Here is a 21,827-nt window from a genome sequence, read left to right on the forward strand (position 1 = left end):
GCCCCACTCCACCAGTTGTTTGCGGATCCGCTGCCGCGCCTGGCTGGCGCGCACCGCCAGGTTGCCGCTCGAGATCCCGAGCTGATCGGCGGCCTCCTCGGGGCTCAGGCCCTCGAGGTCGCGCAGCACGAAGGCCACGCGCAGGTGATCGGGCAGGGTCTCGAGCGCGGCGTACAGCGCCCGCACGCGCTGGCGCTGGTGCAGCGCCCCGTCGGGCGGCTGGGCGCCGGCGTCGAGCGACCGCATCACTTCGAGCCGCGCGTGCGCCTTGGCGGTGCTGCGCTGCGATCGCCAGTGATTGCGCACCACGTTGATCGCCACCCCGTGCAGCCAGGTCGACAGCTGCGAGCGGCCGTCGAAGCCGCCGATCTTCAGCAGCGCCTGCACGAACGTCTCCTGCACCAGCTCGCTCAGGCCCGCGTCGCCGGTGAGCGCGCGGACGTGGCGATAGACCCGCTCGTAGTGGTCCTGGTAGAGCCGCGACCACGCGCTCATCTCGCCGGCCTTGGCCCGCTGGACCAGCTGTTCGGTGCTCGCCCGCTGGGGCGGCGCCGCGGGGGAGGTCGGGCCCGGGATGGAGGGCACCGGCCGGAGGTGACTGCCGGGGGTCATGCGCTCGGACCGGTGAGCCGCGCGAACGGCCTCGAGATTACAGCCGATCGCACGACGCCGATGCGGACCTCCGCGGCCCGCTCATCCGCGCGCGCCTCAGGGCGCGTTGACGCCGCGCAGCGCCGCCGCGTGGGTGGCCACGCCGAACACCGCCGGCGCGCCCCACAGGATGTTGCCGCGGAAGCCGATGTAGAACATGCCCCCGGCCTGCGTGCGGACCTTCTCCGGCACGTCCTCGCGCGCGAGCGGGCTGTCGAACTGACCGCCGAGCACGATCGCCCCGAACCCGCCGAGGCCGATGCCGATGTCGGCGACGAAGCCGATCGGGCTGCGCACGTTGTCGAACCGCCCGTCGGGCTTCTGGATGCCGGCGACCTTGAACGCCAGACCGCTCGAGAACTCGATCGTCGGCGACCAGCGGCCGCGCTTGAACCAGTAGCGGCCGGCGAAGCCGACGTTACCCCAGACGTCCTTGCTGTCGCTGGCGATGATGCCGCCCTTCGGTCCGAGCGACACCCGCGTGTACTTGAAGCCTCCGCGCTGCTCGACCAGCGTCGGGATGCTGACCCACACGTCGTATTGCACGCGGGCCGAGCTCCACTTGTAGAGATCGCCGGGCGAGGCGACATCGCCCTGGCGCACGCGATACGCGTAGCCCGACGTCGCCTGCACCTCGACCACCAGGCCGCAGGTCGGGTCGGCGATCAGGCAGCGCCAGCGCGACTTCCGTTCGCTGGTCGGCGCGCTCGCCTCGAGGCCGTGGCGCAGCCGCAGCTCCTGCATCTCGGCGTCGGTGTAGAACGGCGGGCCGGGCTTCTCTTGCGGCCCGGGCGCGGCGTCGGCGGGCGGCGGAGCCGGGGTCTCGGCCACGGGCACCGGCACCGGCGGTTCGGGCGGGGCCGCGGGGACCGCCCCGGTGGCGCTCGGGTCCCACGCCGGCAGCTCGGCCGACTTCGGCGCCTGCACCGGCGCCCCGGAGGTCGAGGTCGTCGTCCCGGCCGGCGTGGTCGCGGTCGCGGTCGCGGTCGTCGTGGTCTTCGTCGTCGACGTCGTCGGCGACTGCACCGGCGGCGGCGTGCTGGTCGGCGTCTGCACCGGCGGCTGCGCGAGCGCCAGCGACATGGCCCAAGAGACAGGCAGGAAGTTGACAGAGAGAGACAGGAGCGCGCTCATTGCATCGCTCCTCCGGCCAGCAGGCCGAGCAAGACGAGGCCGATGGCCGGCAGCGCGGGGATGGCGTGGGCGCGGAAGCCCGTGATCACCCGCGAGTCGCCGTCGAGGAAGTCACCGCTGACGAAGAACCCGCCCCAGCCGGCCCACCCGGCCGCGACCTCGAGGTGCGTGCCGTTGTACCAGCCGGTGTAGGTGAGCACCGACGAGCGGACCACGCCGACGGTCAGGTCGACGTGGAACGCGTTGCGCTTCTGGCTCAGCCACAGCTGATTGACGAGGCCGAAGCGATACGCCGAGGTGTGCGGGGTCGTCTGCACCACCTCGTCCGGCGCGTCGACGACGGAGCCGGTGTTGGCGGCCACGCCGGTGCCGCGCGACCAGCTCGCGATCACGCCGACCGACCACGGGTTCCAGCGCTTGCGGGCCAGTTGCAGCGGACGGACCGTGAAGCCGCCGCGGAAGTTGTAGTGCGCGTAGGGCAGGTCGACGCCGCGGTCGCCGGCGATGCCGTTGATGCCGACGCCGACGTCGACGCTGGCGATCAGGGCCGAGCTGCACTGCGCGTCCTCGACGAAGCAGAACGCGCCCTTGCCGACGGAGAAGCGCGGCGGCGCGGCCGGCGGAGGTCCGCTCGGGAAGTGCGACTCGGTCGCCGCTTCGGGCGCGAAAAACGGCCCGTGCTCGGGAGGCGGACCCGAAGGCGCGGGAGCGGGCGCCTGAACCAGGGCGAGCAGGAGGACGGCCGTAGTCACCGAAGGGACCTCAGGATGCAGAACTCGCGCGGGACTTACAACCCACCCGCGATCGGACCTGCAGGGAACGGCCGGGGCGGGTCCTGAACCCCACACCGCCAATTCGCGCATGTCGCGCGAGCACGGCAGAGGGCCGCGACGGGGCGGAACGGCGGCCGAGCGCCCGTCACTCGTTGGCGAGGCGGTTGGCCCCGCGGGCGATCGCCTTGCCGATCGAGACGCCCAGCATCTCTTCGGCCTCGCGCTGGGCCGCCTCCCACGCCGGCGCGACGTCGGCGATGAGCTTCATGCCCTTCTCGGTGATCTGGATCTCGTGCGAGCGCGCGTCGTCGATGTCGGCCAGCTTGAGCCAGCCGCTCTTGCACATGCGCTCGACGTTGCGGCTGACCGTCGACGCGTCCATGTGCATCCGCTGCGACAGCTCGTTCGGCGTCAGCCCCTGCGTCTGCATCACCACGACCAGCGTGTTGAGCTGGGCGATGCGCAGCTCGAAGGGTCGCAGCGCGTCGTCGTAGAGCTTGCTGATCGCGCGGTTGATGATGCGCAAGCGATACGCCGTGCACTCATCCATGATGCGCGCCGCAATATCACTCACCTGCTTCGTCGCCCGCCGGCCACCCATCGCCGCGACATTGTATAGGAGAGGAATCGCGGGTCAACCAGCCCATGTCGAGCGCGGACGGTCGTTCGCGAGCCGAGGCGCGACATCGCCACATGTCTCTTGGGGCAGATCAAGGGCGCGGGCCCGCGCCTTCGCCCGTGGACAGGCAGCGGCGGCAGCTCTTACCGTCGCTGCATGAGCGACCTCCGCTGGTCCGACGAGCAGCTCGACCACCTGCGCACGTGCGGTGACGCCGAGGCCGACGACGTGATCCTCGACTTGTTCGCGCGCGGCGACGACGTCGTGCGCGCGATCAACATGCTGATGCGCGACCTCGTCGAGAACAACGACGTGCCGGCGGCCTCGCTGCCGCCCGGCGCGCGCGTACTTCCTCGCCACCGGCCTGCCGAGCTGGGCCGACCCCGCGCGCATCGAGCTCGGCCAGCGTGTGTTCCATCGCTACGGCCCGCTGGTGATCCTCCTGCTCAACACCTACTCGCTGCCGATCTGCTACGCCGCCGCCAAGGGCGCGCAGGTGCTGGTCCGCACCGGCCGGCTGCAGTCGAACCCGCGGCGGCGGATCGTCGAGACCGCCCAGCTGGTGGTCGACGTCATGGCGCCCGGCGGCCTCGACCCGACCAGCGACCGCGGCGCCGGCCTGCGCTCGGTCCAGAAGGTGCGGCTGATGCACGCGACGATCCGCCACCTGCTGCGCCGCGACCCGAGCTGGGACCCGGCGTTCGGCCTGCCGATCAATCAAGAGGACATGCTCGGCACGCTGATGAGCTTCTCGGTCGCCACCCTCGACGGGCTGGAGCGCCTCGGCGTCGCGCTCGCCGCCGACGAGGTCGACGCGTACATGCACACGTGGAACGTGGTCGGCGCGGTCATGGGGCTGCGGCAGGAGCTGCTGCCGCGCGACTACGCCGAGGGCCGCGCAATCGCCGACCGCATCGGCGAGCGCCACTTCGCGGCCTGTCCCGAGGGACAGGCGCTCACCCGCGCCCTGCTCGAGATGATGGAGTACCTGGCCCCGGGCACCGCCTTCGACGGGGTGCCCGCCGAGTTCGTGCGCTGGTTCACCGGCGACCGCGTCGCCGACATCCTCGGCGTGCCCGCCACCCGCGAGCGCTCGCCGCTCATCGATCTCTGGCGGCTGTTCGGCCGCGTCGGCGACCGCCTCGGCGACCGCTCCGAGACCATGCAGCACGCCGCCGCCCTGCTCAGCCGCGCCTTCGTCCAGGGCCTGCTGCTGACCAACCGCGGCGGCCAGCGCCTGCCGTTCCACATCCCGACCGAGCTGCGCCAGGTCTGGGGCGTCAACTGGCCGTAGCTTGCCGCGATCGGCCGAGCGCGGCGCCCGTCCGCCTGGCGCGCCTCGGCGGCCGACCGGCTCGGCCCCTCGCTCGCCGTCGATGCGCCCGCCCAGCGCTGCGCACGGCCGATCGCGGCAATCGCCGACCCAGGACAACTTCCACGGCTCTGCCGACTTCGGCAAACTCAGCCCTGGCGAGCCGAGCTCGCGGCCGCAGCCTAGCCTGGCCTTGCGACCCTCTTCGGTCCTGGCGCCCGTCGCCCGCCGCGCCGGCCTGTGCGCCCGCCCTGAAAACTTGGCCGCGGGCGCGCCTGCCGGTATGACCGGGCGAGCCGCTTGAGCACCGCCGCTGCACCGCCCGACCCGTCCTCGGGGTCCTCCGGCCCGGAGCAGCCGCCGGAGCGTCGCACCGGCACGGTCGCCTGGACCGCATCGACCTACTTCGGCGAGGGCCTGCCGTGGTCGATCCTCCACCAGGTCGCCGCCGAGTTCTTCACCGCCGCCGGCCTGCCCGCGCGCGAGGTCGGCTTCACCTCGGCGCTGCACTTCACCTCGAGCCTCAAGTTCGTGTGGAGCCCGATCGTCGACCTGATCGGGACCCTGCGCCAGTGGATCGTCGCCACCCAGTTCGGCCTCGGCGTGCTGATGGCGGTGCTCGCGGTGCTCGCCCACAACATGGCCCAGGGGGCAGGTTCGGGCACCGCCGCGATCTGGCTGGTGCTGATCGCCATCGGCCTGTTCAGCGCCACCCACGACATCGCCTGCGACGGCTACTACATGACCGCGCTCGGCCGCGCCGACCAGGCCCGCTACACCGGCATCCGCGTGGCCGCCTTCCGCGTGGCGATGCTGGTCGGCTCCTCGGGCCTGGTGTTCCTCGGCGGTCGCGTCCACTGGCTGGCGGGCTTCGGCCTCGGCGCCTTGCTCATGGTCGGGCTCGCCGTGGCCCACCGCGTGTGGCTGCCGCGGATCCACGCCGCCCGCCCGGCCGCCCAGTCCACCGGCGACGCGGCGGCCGACTGGCGCGCTCGCATCGCCCACGTCCGCGGCGCTTACTTCAGCTTCCTGCTGCAGCCGCGGGCCCTCGTCGTCCTGCTGTTCCTCCTCAGCTTCAAGCTGGGCGACGCGCTGATGTTCGGCATGTCGAAGGTGCTGTTCCGCGAGCTCGGCATCAGCACTCCCGACCGCGGCGTGCTCAACGGCTTCGGCACCGCCGCCAGCATCGCCGGCGCCATGCTCGGCGGTTTATGGGTGGCGCGCGTCGGCCTGCGGCGCGCTGCTGCCGATCGCCCTCATCATGTCGGGCACCCTGCCGCTCTACCTCTGGCTCGCCGCCCCTCGCCTGCCCGCCGACGTCATGCTCGGCCTCGGCGCCCCGCTGAGCCTCGCGCACACGCTGTCGCCGCCGCTGTGGCACGTCGGCACCATCCTCGTCATCGAGCAGCTGTGCGGCGGCCTCGCCACCGCGGCCCAGACGATCTTCATCATGAGCCGCTGCCACCCCGACCACAAGGCGGCCCACTTCGCGTTCGCGACCGCCATCTATTCGCTCGCGCAGACCATCTCGGGCACCTACAGCGGCTTTTTGTACGAGGCCCACGGACCGCTGGTGTACTTCTCGATCGCCGCCGTCGCGTGCATCCCGTGTCTGGTGCTGATCCCGTTCCTCCGCCAAAATAGTTGAAGCCGCATGGACCGCGTCGCTCGCAGCGCCTTCGACGTCGCCCGTCAGCGGGTCGGCCGCGTGCTCGCGCCGCTGGTCTTCTTCGCCCTGCTCGTCACCCCCACCGGCTTGCCCGCGCCGGCCCACCGCCTGGCGGCGATCTTCGCCGCCACGGTGGTCCTGAGGGTCAGCGAGGCGGTCCCGCTCGGGGCCGCGGCGCTGGTCGCCCCGGCGCTGGCGGTGGCGATGGACGTCACCCCCGCGGCCAAGGCGTTCGCCCCGTTCGCCAGCCCGCTGATCTTCCTGTTCCTCGGCGGCTTCATGCTCGCGCTCGGCCTCAGCGAGCAGGGGCTCGACCGGCGGGCCGCGCTGTGGCTGCTCGCGCGCGACTGGGTCCGCGGCTCGCCGGCCCGCGCGCGCACGGCCGTCGGCCTCGGCGCGTTCGCCTGCTCGATGTGGATCTCCAACACCGCCACCACCGCGATGTTGATCCCCGTCGCGCTCGGCCTGTGCGCGGCGATCCGCGGCGCCGCCTGTCCCGAAGACCAGCCGAAGTTCGACCGCTTCGCCGAGGGCATGCTGCTGACCCTCACCTATGCCTGCTCGATCGGCGGCATCGTCACCCCGATCGGCACCGCCCCCAACGTCATCGCCCTCGACTTCCTCGAGCGGCAGGCCGGCGTCCAGCTCGACTTCTTCCAGTGGATCAGCTTCGGCCTGCCGACCGGCCTCGCCACTCTGGCGATCGCCCTCGTCTACGCCCACCGCCGCTTCCCCGCCCCGGTCGCGCGGCTCGACCGCCTCACCGCCGAGGTCCGCGACCAACTTCACAAGCTCGGGCCGATGTCGGCCGGCGAGCGGCGGGCCGCCGGCGTGTTCCTGCTCGCGGTCGTCGGCTGGCTGCTCCCGTCGATCCTCAAGGTCACCCTCGGCGCCGCTCACCCGGCGGCGCAGTGGGCCGACCGCGGCTTGCAGGAGGGCGTCGTCGCCATCCTCGCCGGCGTGCTGCTGTGCGTCGTCCCCGGCGGTCGGCGGGCGGGCGTCCCGGTGTTGCCGTGGGACAAGGCGATGCAGCTCGACTGGTCGACGCTCTACCTGCTCGGCGGCGGCTTCTCGCTCGGCGCGATGATGTTCGACACCGGCCTCGCCGAGGCGCTCGCCCGCGGCTTCCTCGCCGGCGCCGGGCCGCTCGCCAGCTCGCCGTTCGGCTTGCTCGCCACCAGCACCTTCCTCGTGCTGTGGCTGACCGAGGTCACCAGCAACGTCGCGACCACCAGCATGATGGTCCCGGTGCTGATCGCCATCGCCCAGGCGGCCGGCATCGACCCGCTGCCGACCACCCTGTGCGTCACCATGGCCGCCAGCTTCGCGTTCACCCTGCCGGTCTCGACCCCGCCGAACGCGATCGCCTACGGCACCGGTCTCATCCGGATCCAGTCGATGATCCGCTTCGGCGTGGTGCTCGACCTGCTCGGTTACTTCGTGCTCATCGCGTGCGGGGCGCTCTTGCTGCCGGCTCTCGGCCTCGGCCCCTGATTGCGCCCGAGCGGCAACCGCGCACATGTGATACATCTCCTATCAAGAGATCTTCTGGGTTGAACGCATGTACAGATCGGGATAGCTTCCGGCCATGCAGTCCGGCGCGGATCAGCTCCACCGCCCCTACATTTTCAGAGACCCCTTGCACGGCGACATCAGTTTCGCCCGGGATGGGTTTCACGATCTGGTGCGTGGGATCGTTGATGAAGAGCTCTTCCAGCGCCTACGTGGGATCAAGCAGAACGGCGTGCTTAACCTGGTGTTCCACGGCGCAGAGCATTCACGCTTCGCTCACTCCATCGGTGCAGCCCATCTTGCCGGGCGCATGTATGACGCAGCTTGTCACAACAGTGGCCGACAAGCTGTCGCAGAAGATCGTAAGTTGGTCACGCTCGCGGCCCTTCTCCACGATGTGGGTCACGGTCCTTTTTCGCATCTTTTTGAGGAAATTCTAGGCAAGAAACTATTTCATCACGAGACACTTACAGCTCGGATTCTTACAGAAAAAGAGTCTCCAATCGCTCGTCGCTTGCGGGAAGCTGATGAGGAGCTGCCAGAAAAGTTACTCCCTTTATTGATGCCAAGCAGCGGAAACCTCGCCGTTGGTATCACACGCTAGTTTCGAGCCAGTTGGACGCCGACCGTCTAGATTACACCGCGCGAGACGCAATGATGGCTGGCGTCGTCAGTCATCGTTTTGATCGCGACCGACTGATCGGTTCTTTGTACGCTTGGGTGAAAGAGGATACGGAGCTAGTCGCCGTAGATGATCGCGCGAGAGACATCGTTGAGAATTATCTCCACGCGTTATATCATCTATACCAGTCAATTTACTTTCATCACACCGTGCGAGCTGTCTCTTGGGTGCTCAATTCGCACTCCGTCGTGCTAGAAGCCTCGCAAAAGATTCCGAACTTCAGAAGTGGCTATTCCCGAAATGGGAGAACGGCGCGATCCGCTCTGGGCACTGTTTGAGGACAAGAATAACATCCCCCTCGAAGACTACAGCCGCCTCGACGAATCTCACGTTTGGAGTCTTATTCAGCGTTGGCGGCACGCACCTGATAATACTCTCAGAGACCTGTGTGATCGCCTGAAGCGGCGGAGATTCTTCAAGACAATCGATCTCTTGACCGCGGACTATGCCCGTTGCGATGAATTGCGGGATCAGGCGAAAGCGCTTGTTCAACAAAAGCATGCCGACCTAGACGTCGAATTCTACGTTCGAGTAGACGAACCTAGCCGTGAAGGGTACAAACCTTATCGGTGGGGCCCTAGCGGAGAAAGGGGAGATGATTCAATCATGCTCATCTCGAAGCAGGGTAAGCTGCGCCCAGTTGAACAGGAAGCTCAAGGATTTCTCAATCTCCTTGATGCCAATTTTACCGTGAGACGTCTCATCGTACCGGAAACGGTCCGAGAAGATCTTCCAGTTCTCTGAAGAAAGAACGACCATGCCGACCTTCGACGAAGAATACAACCTCGCGGCTCTCCTCGCGTATGTCGTCCTGAAAACCGGCAAACTTCAGGGACGGCTTCGTGTGCAGAAGCTGATGTACCTCCTTCAACAAAAGGGCGTTCCGGAACTCGAGCCTTTTTACTTTGAGTACCACCATTACGGTCCGTTTTGCTCGGAGGTCGTCGATGTGATTCGTGGCTCGATCCGCTCCCGCATTGTCCAAGAGTTTGAGCAGAGCGATGATGACGGTTGGAGGAGATACGAGTACCTGCCCGACAACAAGGCCCCCACCTACGCAGGACGCGTTTCTCAAAGTACGCGCGCAATCGTTGAAGCCGTGCTTTCCGTTTGCGGAAATGCTCATTGGCGCACGCTCGAACTTGCAGCGACTGCTGACTTCTTGCAGCGCGCTTTCAAGATCGATCGCGAGAGTGGCTTTCGAGAAGCTCTCGAACGAAAGCCTCAGTGCAGGAGCTACGAGTCTGCAGCACGGCAACTCCTCCAACAGCTTGACTTGTAGCCAGCTCGACGTGCTCGGCTACTTCGTGCTCATCGCGTGCGGGGCGCTCTTGCTGCCGGCTCTCGGCCTCGGCCCCTGATTGCGCCCGAGCGGCACTCGCACCGTGAAGCGCGAGCCCATCTCGTACTCGCTCTCGACGCTGATCGTCCCGCCCATCGCCTCGACGAAGCCGCGGGCCAGCGCGAGGCCCAGGCCCGAGCCGCCGAAGCGCTTCCGCAGCGAGCTGTCGGCCTGGTAGAACGCCTCGAACACGCGCCGCTGCTGCTCTGCCCGGATGCCGATGCCGGTGTCGTGGACCACGAACTCGACCACCCCGTCGTCCTTGAGCGACACCGCCAGCCCGACCTCGCCGAGCTCGGTGAACTTGCAGGCGTTGGCGAGCAGGTTGAGCAGCACCTGGCGGACCCGCTCCGAGTCGCCGAACAGCGCCGCGTCCTGGTCCTCGGGCCACACCAGCGCCACGCCGCGGCGCAGCTGCGGCAGCACCGTCCCCTTCACCGTGCGCAGCAGGGTCGCCAGCGAGAACACGTCCTCGCGCAGCTCGACCCGCTGGGCCTCGATGCGCGACAGGTCGAGCACGTCGGCGACCAGCCGCAGCAGCTGCTGCCCGGCCAGCTGGATCCGCTGCAGGTCGTCGCGCATCTCCTCCGGCGTCGCCTCGCCGAGCTCGTCGAGCATCAGCTCGCTGTAGCCGAAGATCGCGTTGAGCGGCGTGCGCAGCTCGAGGCTCATGTTGGCGATGAACGAGCTCTTGGCCGCGGTCAGGTGCTCCGCCAGCTGCTCGGCCGCCTGCAGCTGCTGCGCCTGGCGCCGCAGCTTGTCGGCCAGGATGTTGGCGTCCGCGATCGCCGTCTGCATCGTCTTCATCACCACCAGCATCTCGGTGGTGGGGTCGTGCAGCGCGAAGTCCCGCAGCACCAGCCCGGCGGCGGCGACCTGCCCGAGCTCGGTCAGCCACGGCGTGCCGACGAACAGCGCCCCGCCGTCGACCTCGACGATCTCCCCGCGCAGGCGCAGGTCGAGGTCGCGGACCTGCAGCAGCACCACCGAGTCCTTGCGGGCCAGCAGCGCCTTGAGCGACAGCTCCTCCAGCACCGGCCGGTCGATCACGAACCACTCGTCGAACGGCCGGCCCGACACGTCGGCCGCCATCAACCGCCGCAGCGACCGCCCGAGGTCGAGGATCCGCATCTCCTCGTCGAGGGAGATCGAGAACGGGAACAGCCGCTCACATTGCTCGCGCAGAAGCAACAGCATGGTCAGGCGGCCGCCGGTTGGAGTTCGAGACGGAACAGGTCGAAGCCGCCGCGCTCGCGGCCGTGGACGTGCTCGACGGCGATGTCCTCGGCGAACGTGCGGGCCAGGCCCTTGAGCAGGCCGACCACCATCGGCGCCAGCCCCTCCGGCTCGAGTGATACTCGAGCTCGAGCGCCTGCGGCCCGGCCTCGCGGACCACGAAGCTGGGCGGCCGCAGCTTCGCGAACGTCAGGCCGACGCGCGCGTGCATGTTGTCGAGGTTGACCACGAACTCGCGCAGCGTCGCGCCGAACATCGGCAGCAGCTCGCCGTAGCCGTGGCGCGCGGTGAACAGGATCCAGTGCTCGCCGACCGCCTCGAGCACTTCAGCAGCCGGCGCGCCGAGCACCTCGCTGGCGGCGTCGACCAGCTTGTACGTGACCTCGTCGGGGTAGGACTCCATCGACACGAAGCCCGGCTGCTGCACCCCGGCGCGCGCCTGGATCTGCGCCCACGTGCCCTCGCCGTAGTGCGAGCACACCAGATCTTCGACCGCCTTGTTGACGAGACCGTACATCCTGTCGCCTCCGCGGACGCGCCGGCGCCCAGCTCGAGTGTCGGCCAAACACGGGCCCCGGGGCAACGCGGGGACGGGCGGGGTGTGACACGGAGCGAATGTCGCGCCGAGTCTCACACCCCGATCGCCCGGATCGTCACCAGCGGACCCTCGGGGAAGCCGTCGCCGCGCAGGTCGACCTCGCCCTCGATGTGCCACAAGTTGTCCTCTTCGGGGTCGACGAGCACCTGCGTGACCCGCCAGCGCTGGTCGGCGACCGCCTCGATGCGGGTGTACTTGGGGAACCGCGCCCCGTGGTCGAAGCGCAGCGTCGGGTACTCGGCGTAGTACTCGGCCATCGCCTGGGCGAAGCGATCCGGGGTCCAGGGGTCCTCGGGGTCTGCGCGCGTGCCGACCGCCGCGTCCTCATAGTCGCGCTCGGCGAGCGCGCGAACCAGCGCGTGCATCTCCGCGCGCACGCGCGCCGCGAACGCCCTGGGATCGGCCGACAGATCGCGCGGCCCGGCGGGCGCGGCTTCGCCCTCGACCACCGGCGGGTGCAGCATGCGCTCCCACTCCTGCAGGAGGCTGGTGTCGACGTGCTCGAACATCGCCCGCAGGAAGCCGATCACGTCGTGCACCTCGTCGGTCTTGGCCGCGTCGGGCACCGTCTGCACGAGGAGCTTGTAGGCCTGCATCAAGTAGCGGAGCAGCACGCCCTCGCTGCGCTGCAGCCCGTACTCCTTGACGTAGTCGTTGAACGCGACGTAGCGCTCGACCATGTCGCGCACCACCGACTTCGGGCGGATGTTCTCCTGCCCGACCCACGGGTGCAGCGCCGAGAACTCGTTGAAGGTGTCGTAGATGAAGTCGGCCAGCGGCTTGGGGTACGAGACCTTCTCGAGCTCCGCCATCCGCTCCTCGTACTCGACGCCGGCCGCCTTGAGCTCGCCGATCTTCTCCGAGCGGGCGCGGTGCTCCTGCGCCTGCAGCACCACCTGCGGGTTCTCGAGCAGCGACTCGACCAGCGACACCACGTCGAGCGCGTAGGTCGGCGAGTCCTGCGGCACGCGGCCGAGCGTGTCGAGCAGGTAGAGCGACAGCGTGTGGTGGAGCGAGAAGTCCTTCTGCAGGTGCTCGTCGAGCCGGACCGCGCGCCCGCCCCCGCCGTCCTTGCGCGCGTCGAGCGGCACCAGCTTGATGATGCCCGCCTTGCGCAGCGCCCGGAACAGCGTCGCCGCCTCGCGCCGGTGGCGGGTCTTGGCCCGCGCCTCGTCGTGCGCCGCCGCGATCAGCTCGACCAGCCGGCGGTAGCCGCCGCCCCACGCGTTGATGTTGGCCGGCGACTGGATGAGGCTCAAGATCATCCCGAACGACACGACGAAGCGCGACTGCAGCGGCTCCGGCTCGCGATCGATCAGCTTCTCGAACGTCGACCTGTCCCAGGGGACATACCCCTTCTCGGGCGGCTGCCGGCGCACGAACTTCTTCTTCTTCGGGTCGGCCGCCGCCTTGGCCTCGAGCTTCTTGTTCTCGATCACGTGCTCGGGCGCCTGACACACCACGTAGCCGTGATCGTCAAAACCCTTGCGCCCGGCTCGCCCGGCGATCTGCTTGAAGTCGCGGGCCCCGAGGATCCGCGTCTGCTCGCCGTCGTACTTGCACAGCTTGGTGAACAGGACCGTGCGGATCGGGATGTTCACCCCGACCCCGAGCGTATCGGTGCCGCAGATCACCCGCAGCTTGCCCTGCTGCGCCAGTTTTTCGACCAGCAAGCGGTACTTCGGCAACAGGCCCGCGTGGTGCACCCCGACGCCGTGCTTGAGGTAGCCCTGGATCTCCTTGCCGTACGGCGTGTCGAAGCGGAACCCCGCCATCGCCTCGGCGATCGCCGCCTTCTCCTCGCGCGAGCACAGGTTCGTGCTCATCAGGTTCTGCGCCTCCTCGGCGGCCTCGCGCTGGGTGAAGCTGACGATGTAGATCGGCGCACGCCCGCGATCGAGCAGGTAGCCGATCGTCTCGTGCAGCGGCGTCTCGCGGTACTCGAAGTCGAGCGGCACCGGCCGGACCGCCGAGCGCACCACCGCGACCTCCTGCTTGGTCAGCCGCTTGAGGCCCTCCTCGACCTTCGTCGTGTCGCCGAGCGTCGCCGACATCAACAGGAAGGTCGTGTACGGCAGCGAGAGCAGCGGGATCTGCCACGCCATCCCGCGGTCGCGGTCCCCGTAGTAGTGGAACTCGTCGAGCACCGCGTCGTCGACCGGCGCCATCCGCCCGTCGCGCAGCGCCATGTTGGCGAGGATCTCCGCGGTGCAGCAGAGGATCGGCGCGTCGCGGTTGACGCTCGCGTCGCCGGTCATCATGCCGACGCGGTCGGGTCCGAACTCGCGGCACAGGGCGAAGAACTTCTCGCTGACCAGCGCCTTGATCGGGCTCGTGTACACGCTGCGGCGCTTGCGGGCCACCGCGGCCAGGTGCATCGCGGTCGCCACCAGCGACTTGCCCGAGCCGGTCGGCGTGTTGAGCACCACGTGCTTGCCCGCGAGGAGCTCGAGGATCGCCTCCTCCTGCGCCGGGTACAGCTCGAGCCCCGTCTCGGTGACCCAATCGAGGAAGCACTCGAGGATCGCGTCCGACGAGGTGCTCTTGTCGGGCTGCTCGATCAGCCGGGTCGCGAACTCCCGCAGCGTGCGCGGGCCGGCGACGATGTTGTCGACCGCGCTCACTGCGGCAGAATCTCGCCGGCGAGCGGGTAAGAGGGGCGGATGTCGACCGGGATGTTCCCCAGCTTGTCGAGCGCGGCCTGCAGGAGCGGCGTGATCTTGCCGTGCTCGTCGAGCAGCTTGTCGGCCGCGACCTTGTCGCCGCTGTGCTGGATCAGGCAGATGTCGCGCACCAGGTCGCTGATGGCCTGCTCGAGCTTGGCGAGGTCGACCTTGAACTTGCCGCTCGCGCTGTCGGGCGTGACCGCCCCGGCCGCGAGGAAGCGGTTCAGCTGCAGCGCCGCCCCGCGCCCGTGCGCCTCGGCGACGCCGAAGCGGGCGCTGCGGAACAGCCCGGCGAAGTACGACAGCAGCACCTTGTCCTTCAGCTCGGCCGGCAGCTCGCCCTTCTCGATCATGTAGAGCACGTTGAACGCGCCCATCACATCGGCCTTGGCCTCCTCGAGCGGCGAGTAGCTGGCCTCGAGCGCGACCCGGACGTCGACCTTGTCCTTGCCCTTCGGATCGCCGCCGACGAACGCCGGCCCGAGGCTGTGCGACAGCTCGTGGAACAGCACCTGCAGGAAGAACGCCTCGCCCGACAGCGACGCGACGTGATCGGCGTGCAGCACCTCGCCCTCGATCGGGCGCATGATCGCCTCGATTGGTCTGGATGAGGTTGCGCAGCAGCACCTTCTTGGCGCCCTTCTCGGCGCGGACCCGCTCGTCGTTGGGCAGGTTGAACGCGATCGTCTGCACCGACTTGCGCGCGTCGCCGGCCGAGAACACCAGGTCGACCACGCGGATCGGGCTCTCGCTGCCGCGCTTCGTCTTGACGTCGTCGGGGATCGGCAGGTGCTGCTCCATCTCCGGCAGGTACTTCTTGTACTTCGCCAGCTCGGCCGAGGCCTTGGGGTGGCTGACGGTGACGAACGCCTCGAACGCGGCCTTGAGGCCGAGCAGCTCGTCCTCGTAGGTCTCGTAGGGCCCGATGGTGATCTCGACCAGGCTGTCGAGGTCCATCCAGTCCTTGTCGGACTGATAATAATCGTCGCTGCGGAACGCCTGCGCGCGCGAGCGCAGGAACTTCGTCAGCGACTTGTTCTTCGTCAGCTTGGCCGCGTCCTCGAGCGCCTTGGCGGCGGGACCGAGCCACTCGCCGTACTCGGCGCTGTAGGGCCGCGCCTCGAGCTTGTCGCCGACGCGGGCGATCACCGTGGTCAGGCTCTCGAACGCCGCCTTGTCCTCCGGATGATCCGCGACCCACTTTTTGAAGGCATCGGCGCCGAGGTCCTCGGGATAGAAGCCGGCGCCCGGCGGGTGGGCCAGCGTGGTCGCGAACGGGGCGTAGTGCTCCTGCCGGTCCCACGGCCCGCGCATCACCGTGAAGTAGTCGAGCTTGACGATGCCGAGGTCGCTGGTGTCCTTCTCGAGCTCGGCTCGCAGCGCCGCGTTGCCGGCCCACGTCTGGCGGTCGAAGATCGGGTCCATCAGCCGCGCCGCCTCGATGAGCTTGTCGAGCGCCGCCTTCTCCGCCGGCGGCAGCGCCGTCACGTCGGTCGTCAGCGGCGACCGCACGAACTGATCGATCTTCCCGCGCAGCAGCTCGGCCTGGGTCGGCGGCTTGACCTCCGGCTGCTTCGGCGCCGCCTCCGCCTTCTCGGCCGCCTTCACCGGCGCCTTCGCCCCCGGCCTGTCCCCCTGGCTCACGTCGGGGTTCTGGCACGCGGCGAGCGCGAGCGCCACGAAGATGGTCGAGCGGACAGGCGGCATGGGCCCGCAGGATACTACCCGGGGCCCGCCCCGTCGAGCGCGCGCCCGCAGGCAGGGCAGCGGCTCTTCGCGGCCTCTCGCGCCCCGTGGGGCGCGCGTCGCCCACGACGCCTCGATGCTACTCGGCCTTCGCCCCGTCGAGCGCGCGTCGCCCACGACGCCTCGATGCTACTCGGCCTTCGCCCCGTCGAGCGCGCGCCACAGGAACGGCAGCGACACGTCGAGGCGGTAGCTGGTGTTCGAGTGGTCGTCGGGGAACTCCTCGTACACGTGCGGGACGCCGTGCGCGGACAGTCGCCGCACCAGCGCGCGCGCGCCGAAGTGCGCGAGGAATTGGTCGCGCGAGCCGGCGTCGATGAACAGCCCGTGCAGCCGGCGCAGGTTGGCCTGCACCTCCGGCGCCTCGACCATCCGCAGCGGGTCCCAGCGCAGCCAGCGGGCCCAAGCATCGGCGTCGAGCTCGCACGTGTGCGGGTCGACCGGCAGGCGCACGCCCATGAACGCCGACGGGTCGGGGTCGTAGGTGGCCGCCATCGCCAGCAGCATCAGCGGCAGGTGATCGCCGCCGCCCCACTTCGGCGAGGCCGCGAACGCCTTCAAGTAGCCCTCGACCCCGCCGTGACGCCCCAGCGCAGTCAGCAGCTTGGGGAAATCTGGCCGATAGACCAGGTCGAAGTTGCAGTCGCCGGCGTGGCAGCCGACCGCGCCCCACACGTCGGCGCGGCGCATCCCGTGGACCAGCGCCCCGTAGCCGCCGCTCGAGTGGCCGAACAGCGCCCGCCCCGCGCGCCCGGGCTTGACGCGGAACTCGCGCTCCAGCCGCGCCGGCAGGTCCTCGGCGAGGAAGTCCTCCCATCGCCCGAGCGCGCTCGAGTTGATGTACTGATTGCCGCCCAGCGCCGTGAAGCAGTCGGGAAACACGCCGATCACCGGCCCCATCGCCCCGCTGGCGATCAGCCGATCGAGCCGCTGCGGCATCGACTCGCCGAACCCGGTCCACCCGAGCCGCTTGAGCCCCGAGCTGCTGTACCCCGCGAGGTCGACGAAGATCGGAAAGCGCTCGTTGCCGCGGTCGTAGCCCTCCGGCAAGTACACCGCGACCGCCCGCGACGACGGATCGCCGACCACGTTCTCCGCCAGCGCGGGCGAATCGATCTCGATGGTGACGGTGGTGCCGCGCGGTTGGGCATAGTTGTGAGTCGGCATGTCGGCGCGGCGGAGGATACCCCGCGGCCGCGCCCGTCGACCACGCCGACCGCGAGCGTCGACGGGGCCCGACTGCGCCCCGCGTCAGCATGTCCTCAAGGACATGACCTCGAGGCCATTATGCTTTTGAAGCGCTGATCCTCGACCCGCAACGGCGCTCGCATTCGCACGAGAACACCGCGATGAATCCATCGGTTCGTCCGCGTCTCGACTTCGGATCGCTCCTGGACGCTCGCGCGCCCGGCCACTGGCCCTTCGCAAGTCCTCCGGACTCGGCCCTGCGGCTCCGACCCCCGTTCTCCGGAAGGCGAAAACGACTTCCTGCACAACGTTCACTTCAGTCCGTAGGACAGACCCTTTGCAGAGAGGAGCGCTCCCGCCATGCCAAACCTGCCGATTCTCCGCCCGCGTTCCTCCCCGGGCAACCGCCTACCGATCTCGCTCCGAGAGCCCGCAGGCGAACCTACGAACGCAGTTCATGCGCGTTCATGCCCAAGCTTGATCAAAAAATCGACGATCGCCGGTCCCCTGTTGACAAGCCTCCGGCGATCGTGAGACCTTGGTGCGATGTCGCACATATGGCTGCTTATACCCGCTGCTGCGTTGTTATGGACCGGCTGTATCCCTGGCGAAGCGTATATCTCGACCCTCTCCTCGACTACAGGCCACAGCGATACGACCACCACTGGTGAAATAACCAGCTCGACGGACGACGCACCGATAATGACGACGGGCGACGCGGATACGAGCGGCGTCTCGCAATCCGGCACGGTATCGACGACCTCCAGCGACTCCAGCGGCGACGGCAGCACCGGCACGACCGGCCCCAGCGCCCCGATATGCGGCGATGGTATCGTCGATGGCGACGAAGAGTGCGATGATACGAACGACATCGCCGACGACCGCTGCCACCAATGTACAAAGAACCGGTGGATCTTCGCCTCTGCCGCACTACATAACGACCCCACCTGGGGCGGAGTCGAGGGCGCCGACAGCCTGTGTCGCCAGTACGCGCTGCAGAGCGGCCGCGCTGACGACTCGTGGACGACCTTCATCGCCTGGATGTCCGACTCCGAGAACGACGTCCGCGACCGCCTCTATCCCGGCCGCGGCCGCTACGTCCGCACCGACGGGGTCGTCGTCGCCGAGACTTTCGATCGGTTCTTCTCCGGCTCGGTCGCGGCGCCCATCAACGTCGACGAGCACGGCAACCAGGACATCGGTGGAGGCGTCGTCACCGGCACCAGCCCCGACGGCACAGCCGCCCCGGGGACGCACTGCGAGGACTGGACCGTCAAGAACCTGACGAACTTCGCGGCGTACACCGGCGGCGTCTCATCGACCGACGAACGCTGGACGATGGATCTCGATCCTCAGTTCAACCCTGTGCCGTGCGCCGGGCTGAATGCGCGGTTCTATTGTGTCGAAGGTAAGTGAGCATGCTGCCCGAGACACGCGGCATCAAGCTCGTGGCAATTTCGCTGGTGGCAGCTTGCACCGCTGATCCGCCCGCTTCGCCCACTACCGACAGCGAGAGCGGCGCGTCGACCGCCCCCGATCCGCCTGCTCGAGCGACGGCGTCGACCACGGCTCGACCGACCACCAGCGAGCCGACAACGGCGAGCCCGACCTCCACCGGCGAGCCCGGCGAGCCCGGCGAGCCTACCTCCACCGGCGAGCTCACGTCCACCACCTCGCCCACCTCTACCACCGCGCCGGACGGCTCGTTCTGCGGTGACGGAGTCCGCGATGAAAATGAGGAATGCGACCTCGGCCCGGCCAACAACGACAACGGCCTCTGCCTCTTCTCATGCAAGAAGGCGACTTGTGGCGACGGCCACATCCACGATGGCGTCGAGGACTGCGACCACGGCCCCGACAACAGCGATGCGTACGATGGATGCCTCGACTGCAAAAAGGGTCCGCACTGCGGTGACGAGATCGTGGACGAGGGTCACGAGAGATGCGATCGCGGCGAGCTCAACGGCACCAACCGGACCGACGATGAGTTCGCTCCGTGCTCGAATTATGCGGCTATTACGGCCGCATCATGTTCGTCACGAGTACGCATCCACGGGTGCCCTCGGCGGCGTCTCGGGCGCCGACCTGAAGTGCCGCAAGGCGGCCGAGAGCGCAGGGTTGGCCCACCCCAACACCTATCGCGCCTGGATCAGCGACGACTTTCAGTCGCCCGAGAACCGCTTCGACCAGTGGGACTTGCCGGGGATCCGCATCATACAACGTGGCGGCCTCGTCATCGCCGACGATCTCGCCGATCTCGTCAACAATGGCCCTCACATCAACATCGATAGGACCGAAGTCGAATTCGGCGACATCGTGATCGAGCGCCCGGTTTGGACCAACACCTCCGCGTTCGGCGAGATCTTCAGCATCCACGATCACTGTGACAACTGGCTCTCTGCCAGCGTTTCGTCGCACTCGCGCTGGGGACTCAACGCCCTCTCGGGGGCAAAAATAATCCGGACTGGGACACCTGGCGCGCGGAGCGGTGGTGGACCAGCAAGAGCCCCGGCAAATGCGACCAACTCGCCCGCCTGTACTGCATCGACGACGGTTTCGTCTTTGATGAATAGGCCCGAGCGAGCGAAGCTCGCGCTGCCCATGGCTCTCGCAGAGGCACAGCCCTCGAAGGGACGAGAGACCTCGGAACCTTGATGGAGGCGCACGAGCAGAGTGCACCCCGCGCGCCGATGGGCCCACCGCCGGGTCCTCGGCACCTGTTCGCCCGGATTGAGGCGCTCGAGCACGTTTGTCGGGCGACCTAAGCGGGAGCGGTCGGCCGACACGGCCTCGAAGTCGCCCGGGTCCGGCGAGCGCGGCCGCCGTCTCTGCAGCCTGCGCCAGCGGGCCACACTCGCGAATCCCTCCCCAGCCCCTCCACGCCGCCCGCTCGCCCATTTTTCGCCCGCCACGCGACCCGACTCACGTCCCGGGCGGTCCCGCTCGCGGCGCCGGCGGTTTACCCTTCGCGCCGCTCGTCATGGCGCGCACACCCCGGCTCACCCGTTCGCCTGCTCGAGAGCTGCGGCTCGGCGTCAAGTTGCGGGTCATCTACGCCGACACCGACCAGATGGGAGTCGTGTACCACGGCACCTACGCGCGCTACCTCGAGGCGGCGCGGGTCGAGTTCATGCGGGACGCTGGGCAGACTTACGCCGACGTCGAGGCCGCGGGTTTTGCCTTGCCGCTGACGGACCTGCAGATCAGCTACCTCTCGCCCGCGCGCTACGACGACATCTTGTCGGTCATGGTCGGCGTGGTCGAGATCGGCTACGCGCGGCTGATCCTCGGCTACCACGTCCTCGTGGCGCCCGGCGATCGCAAGGGCCTGGGGCAGCCCTTGACCATCGGCTTCGCCGAGACTTGCCACTGTTGTATCGCCCGCGCCGATGGTCGGCCGGCGCGTTTTCCTGGCCCGCTGCGGGCCGCCCTCGCCAACCTGGCTCCCGAAGGAGACGACTGACATGGACCGCACCCTCGTCCTCGAGTACACCCGCGTCACCGAGGCCGCCGCCATCGCCGCCTCGACCATGATCGGCCGCGGCGACCGCAACGGCGCCGACGCGGCCGCCGTCAAGGCCATGCGCGACGCCTTCGAGCGCGTCGCGGCGCGCGGCACCATCGTCATCGGCGAGGGCGAGCGCGACGAGGCGCCGATGCTCTACATCGGCGAAAAGGTCGGCCCGTCCGACCCGACGCTGCCCGAGGTCGACATCGCCGTCGACCCGCTCGAGGGCACCAACCTGTGCGCCAACGGCTTGCCCGGCTCGATCACCGTCCTCGCCGTGACCGACCGCGGCCTCCTGCTCAACGCCCCCGACTGTTACATGATGAAGATCGCCTGCGGCCCCGAGGGTCGCGGCAAGATCTCGCTGTCCAAGTCGCCGCGCGACAACCTCTACACCCTCGCGGCCGCCAAGGGTCGCCGGCCCGACGAGCTCACCGTCGTCGTCCTCGACCGCCCGCGCCACGAGAACCTGGTCGCCGAGCTGCGCGAGGCCGGCGCGCGGATCCACCTGATCACCGACGGCGACGTCGCGCCGGTGGTCGCCACCTGCATCCCCAAGAGCGGCATCGACATGGTGTACGGCATCGGCGGCGCGCCCGAGGGCGTGCTCGGGGCCGCGGCGATCCACTGCATGGGCGGCGAGTTCGTCGGCAAGCTGGTGTTCCGCTCCGACGACGAACGCAAGCGGGCGATCGCCATGGGGCACAAAGACCCCGACCGCGTGTTCGGGGTCGAGGATCTGGTCCGGGGCGACGTCCTCTTCGTGGCCACGGGAGTCACCGGGGGCCCCCTGCTGAAAGGTGTGCGGCGGATCGGCGATCGCATGCACCTGCAAAGCCTGGCCCTTCGCAGCAAGACTGGCACAATACGCTGGGTCGACACCTCGGTCGACGCGCACCGCTTCCTCCACGAGCACTGAGCCACATGTCCTTCAAGACCTGTCTCATCGTCACCGCCCTGGCCCTGCCGGGGCTCCTCCTCGGCTGCGGCGACCCGGCCACCCAGGGCAACAGCACCGAGACCGACGACACGACCGACACCAGCTCGTCCGGCGACCCGTCGACCGAAGCCACGACCAATCCGACCACCACCGAGTCGGTGATGACCTCGGACACGCTGACCACCGGCGACGTCCCGGAGGGCTGCGCCGACGGCGAGAAGAACGGCGACGAGACCGACGTGGACTGCGGC

21 protein-coding genes and 2 pseudogenes are annotated in these 21,827 nt (G+C 68.8%); 11 read left to right on the forward strand and 12 right to left on the reverse strand.

The annotated features are described in order from the left end of the window. Nucleotides 1-30: 30 nt before the first annotated feature. The 5 genes and pseudogenes from OV079_RS59165 to OV079_RS35475 all read right to left on the reverse strand — a co-directional run. Nucleotides 31-495, reverse strand: a pseudogene (locus OV079_RS59165) (RNA polymerase sigma factor); the annotation flags it as partial. 213 nt (nucleotides 496-708) lie between these two features. Then, complete coding sequence (locus tag OV079_RS35460; RefSeq protein ID WP_267773865.1) at nucleotides 709-1,734, reverse strand: hypothetical protein; 1,026 nt, start codon at nucleotides 1,732-1,734, stop codon at nucleotides 709-711. 47 nt (nucleotides 1,735-1,781) lie between these two features. Beyond that, entirely contained in the window at nucleotides 1,782-2,537 is a 756-nt protein-coding gene (locus tag OV079_RS35465; RefSeq protein ID WP_267773867.1) for a hypothetical protein, read from the reverse strand. 166 nt (nucleotides 2,538-2,703) lie between these two features. Further along, on the reverse strand, nucleotides 2,704-3,108 hold the full coding sequence (locus tag OV079_RS35470) for a MarR family winged helix-turn-helix transcriptional regulator (RefSeq protein WP_267773868.1): 405 nt from the start codon (nucleotides 3,106-3,108) through the stop codon (nucleotides 2,704-2,706). A gap of 84 nt (nucleotides 3,109-3,192) precedes the next feature. Beyond that, a complete protein-coding gene (locus tag OV079_RS35475; protein WP_267773869.1) occupies nucleotides 3,193-3,537 on the reverse strand; it encodes a hypothetical protein in 345 nt (114 codons plus the stop codon). Between the two features lie 49 nt (nucleotides 3,538-3,586). Between OV079_RS35475 and OV079_RS35480 the strand changes: the two genes are divergently transcribed. The 6 genes from OV079_RS35480 (at nucleotide 3,587) to OV079_RS35505 (ending at nucleotide 9,634) form a co-directional block, all read left to right on the forward strand. After that, complete coding sequence (locus OV079_RS35480) at nucleotides 3,587-4,471, forward strand: oxygenase MpaB family protein (RefSeq protein WP_267773871.1); 885 nt, start codon at nucleotides 3,587-3,589, stop codon at nucleotides 4,469-4,471. 318 nt (nucleotides 4,472-4,789) lie between these two features. Continuing rightward, on the forward strand, nucleotides 4,790-6,133 hold the full coding sequence (locus OV079_RS35485; RefSeq protein WP_267773874.1) for an MFS transporter: 1,344 nt from the start codon (nucleotides 4,790-4,792) through the stop codon (nucleotides 6,131-6,133). Between the two features lie 10 nt (nucleotides 6,134-6,143). Next, nucleotides 6,144-7,652: an SLC13 family permease gene (locus tag OV079_RS35490; RefSeq protein WP_267773875.1), complete on the forward strand. Its 1,509-nt coding sequence runs from the start codon at nucleotides 6,144-6,146 to the stop codon at nucleotides 7,650-7,652. Nucleotides 7,653-7,746: 94 nt separating this feature from the next. Further along, nucleotides 7,747-8,274 carry an HD domain-containing protein gene (locus tag OV079_RS35495; protein WP_267773876.1) on the forward strand — a complete coding sequence of 176 codons (528 nt, stop codon included), beginning with the start codon at nucleotides 7,747-7,749 and terminating at the stop codon, nucleotides 8,272-8,274. A 303-nt stretch (nucleotides 8,275-8,577) separates the two neighbouring features. Continuing rightward, the gene (locus OV079_RS35500; protein WP_267773877.1) at nucleotides 8,578-9,096 is read left to right on the forward strand and encodes a hypothetical protein; all 519 of its coding nucleotides are present in this window, start codon (nucleotides 8,578-8,580) and stop codon (nucleotides 9,094-9,096) included. A gap of 13 nt (nucleotides 9,097-9,109) precedes the next feature. Beyond that, complete coding sequence (locus OV079_RS35505; RefSeq protein WP_267773878.1) at nucleotides 9,110-9,634, forward strand: Panacea domain-containing protein; 525 nt, start codon at nucleotides 9,110-9,112, stop codon at nucleotides 9,632-9,634. Between the two features lie 18 nt (nucleotides 9,635-9,652). Here OV079_RS35505 and OV079_RS35510 read toward each other — a convergent pair whose 3' ends face one another. From OV079_RS35510 to OV079_RS35530, 5 genes and pseudogenes are all read right to left on the reverse strand, one after another. Continuing rightward, nucleotides 9,653-10,891 (reverse strand): sensor histidine kinase, encoded by a 1,239-nt coding sequence (locus tag OV079_RS35510; protein WP_267773879.1) that lies wholly within the window; start codon nucleotides 10,889-10,891, stop codon nucleotides 9,653-9,655. Then, nucleotides 10,863-11,447 carry a heme NO-binding domain-containing protein gene (locus OV079_RS35515; protein WP_267773881.1) on the reverse strand — a complete coding sequence of 195 codons (585 nt, stop codon included), beginning with the start codon at nucleotides 11,445-11,447 and terminating at the stop codon, nucleotides 10,863-10,865. The genes OV079_RS35510 and OV079_RS35515 overlap by 29 nt, the downstream gene beginning before the upstream one ends. Before the next feature lie 113 nt (nucleotides 11,448-11,560). After that, on the reverse strand, nucleotides 11,561-14,152 hold the full coding sequence (locus OV079_RS35520) for a DEAD/DEAH box helicase (RefSeq protein WP_338089121.1): 2,592 nt from the start codon (nucleotides 14,150-14,152) through the stop codon (nucleotides 11,561-11,563). Continuing rightward, the gene (locus OV079_RS35525; RefSeq protein ID WP_267778893.1) at nucleotides 14,149-14,781 is read right to left on the reverse strand and encodes a hypothetical protein; all 633 of its coding nucleotides are present in this window, start codon (nucleotides 14,779-14,781) and stop codon (nucleotides 14,149-14,151) included. The genes OV079_RS35520 and OV079_RS35525 overlap by 4 nt, the downstream gene beginning before the upstream one ends. Before the next feature lie 67 nt (nucleotides 14,782-14,848). Further along, a pseudogene (locus OV079_RS35530) lies at nucleotides 14,849-15,619 on the reverse strand (dipeptidyl-peptidase 3 family protein); the annotation flags it as partial. Here OV079_RS35530 and OV079_RS35535 point away from each other — a divergent pair. After that, complete coding sequence (locus OV079_RS35535) at nucleotides 15,534-15,713, forward strand: hypothetical protein (protein WP_267778894.1); 180 nt, start codon at nucleotides 15,534-15,536, stop codon at nucleotides 15,711-15,713. The pseudogene OV079_RS35530 and the gene OV079_RS35535 sit on opposite strands and share 86 nt — an antisense overlap. Nucleotides 15,714-16,069: 356 nt before the next feature. Here OV079_RS35535 and OV079_RS35540 read toward each other — a convergent pair whose 3' ends face one another. Further along, nucleotides 16,070-17,107, reverse strand: a complete 1,038-nt coding sequence (locus OV079_RS35540) for an alpha/beta hydrolase (protein ID WP_267773883.1) — start codon at nucleotides 17,105-17,107, stop codon at nucleotides 16,070-16,072. Between the two features lie 723 nt (nucleotides 17,108-17,830). On the opposite strand from OV079_RS35540, the gene OV079_RS35545 reads away from it, so the two are divergent. Beyond that, nucleotides 17,831-18,544: a DUF4215 domain-containing protein gene (locus OV079_RS35545; protein ID WP_267773884.1), complete on the forward strand. Its 714-nt coding sequence runs from the start codon at nucleotides 17,831-17,833 to the stop codon at nucleotides 18,542-18,544. Between the two features lie 371 nt (nucleotides 18,545-18,915). Here the strand turns inward: OV079_RS35545 and OV079_RS35550 are convergent, their stop codons facing one another. Beyond that, on the reverse strand, nucleotides 18,916-19,065 hold the full coding sequence (locus tag OV079_RS35550) for a hypothetical protein (protein ID WP_267773885.1): 150 nt from the start codon (nucleotides 19,063-19,065) through the stop codon (nucleotides 18,916-18,918). Between the two features lie 46 nt (nucleotides 19,066-19,111). Here OV079_RS35550 and OV079_RS35555 point away from each other — a divergent pair, with 46 nt between their 5' ends. The 3 genes from OV079_RS35555 (at nucleotide 19,112) to glpX (ending at nucleotide 21,555) form a co-directional block, all read left to right on the forward strand. Further along, nucleotides 19,112-19,783 carry a hypothetical protein gene (locus OV079_RS35555; RefSeq protein WP_267773886.1) on the forward strand — a complete coding sequence of 224 codons (672 nt, stop codon included), beginning with the start codon at nucleotides 19,112-19,114 and terminating at the stop codon, nucleotides 19,781-19,783. A 325-nt stretch (nucleotides 19,784-20,108) separates the two neighbouring features. After that, a complete protein-coding gene (locus OV079_RS35560; RefSeq protein WP_267773888.1) occupies nucleotides 20,109-20,591 on the forward strand; it encodes an acyl-CoA thioesterase in 483 nt (160 codons plus the stop codon). Between the two features lies 1 nt (nucleotide 20,592). Beyond that, nucleotides 20,593-21,555: a class II fructose-bisphosphatase gene (gene glpX, locus OV079_RS35565; RefSeq protein WP_267773889.1), complete on the forward strand. Its 963-nt coding sequence runs from the start codon at nucleotides 20,593-20,595 to the stop codon at nucleotides 21,553-21,555. The last annotated feature ends 272 nt before the right edge of the window (nucleotides 21,556-21,827 follow it).

The sequence above is a fragment of the Nannocystis pusilla genome (assembly GCF_026626665.1).
Taxonomy (GTDB): Bacteria; Myxococcota_A; Polyangia; order Nannocystales; family Nannocystaceae; genus Nannocystis; species Nannocystis pusilla.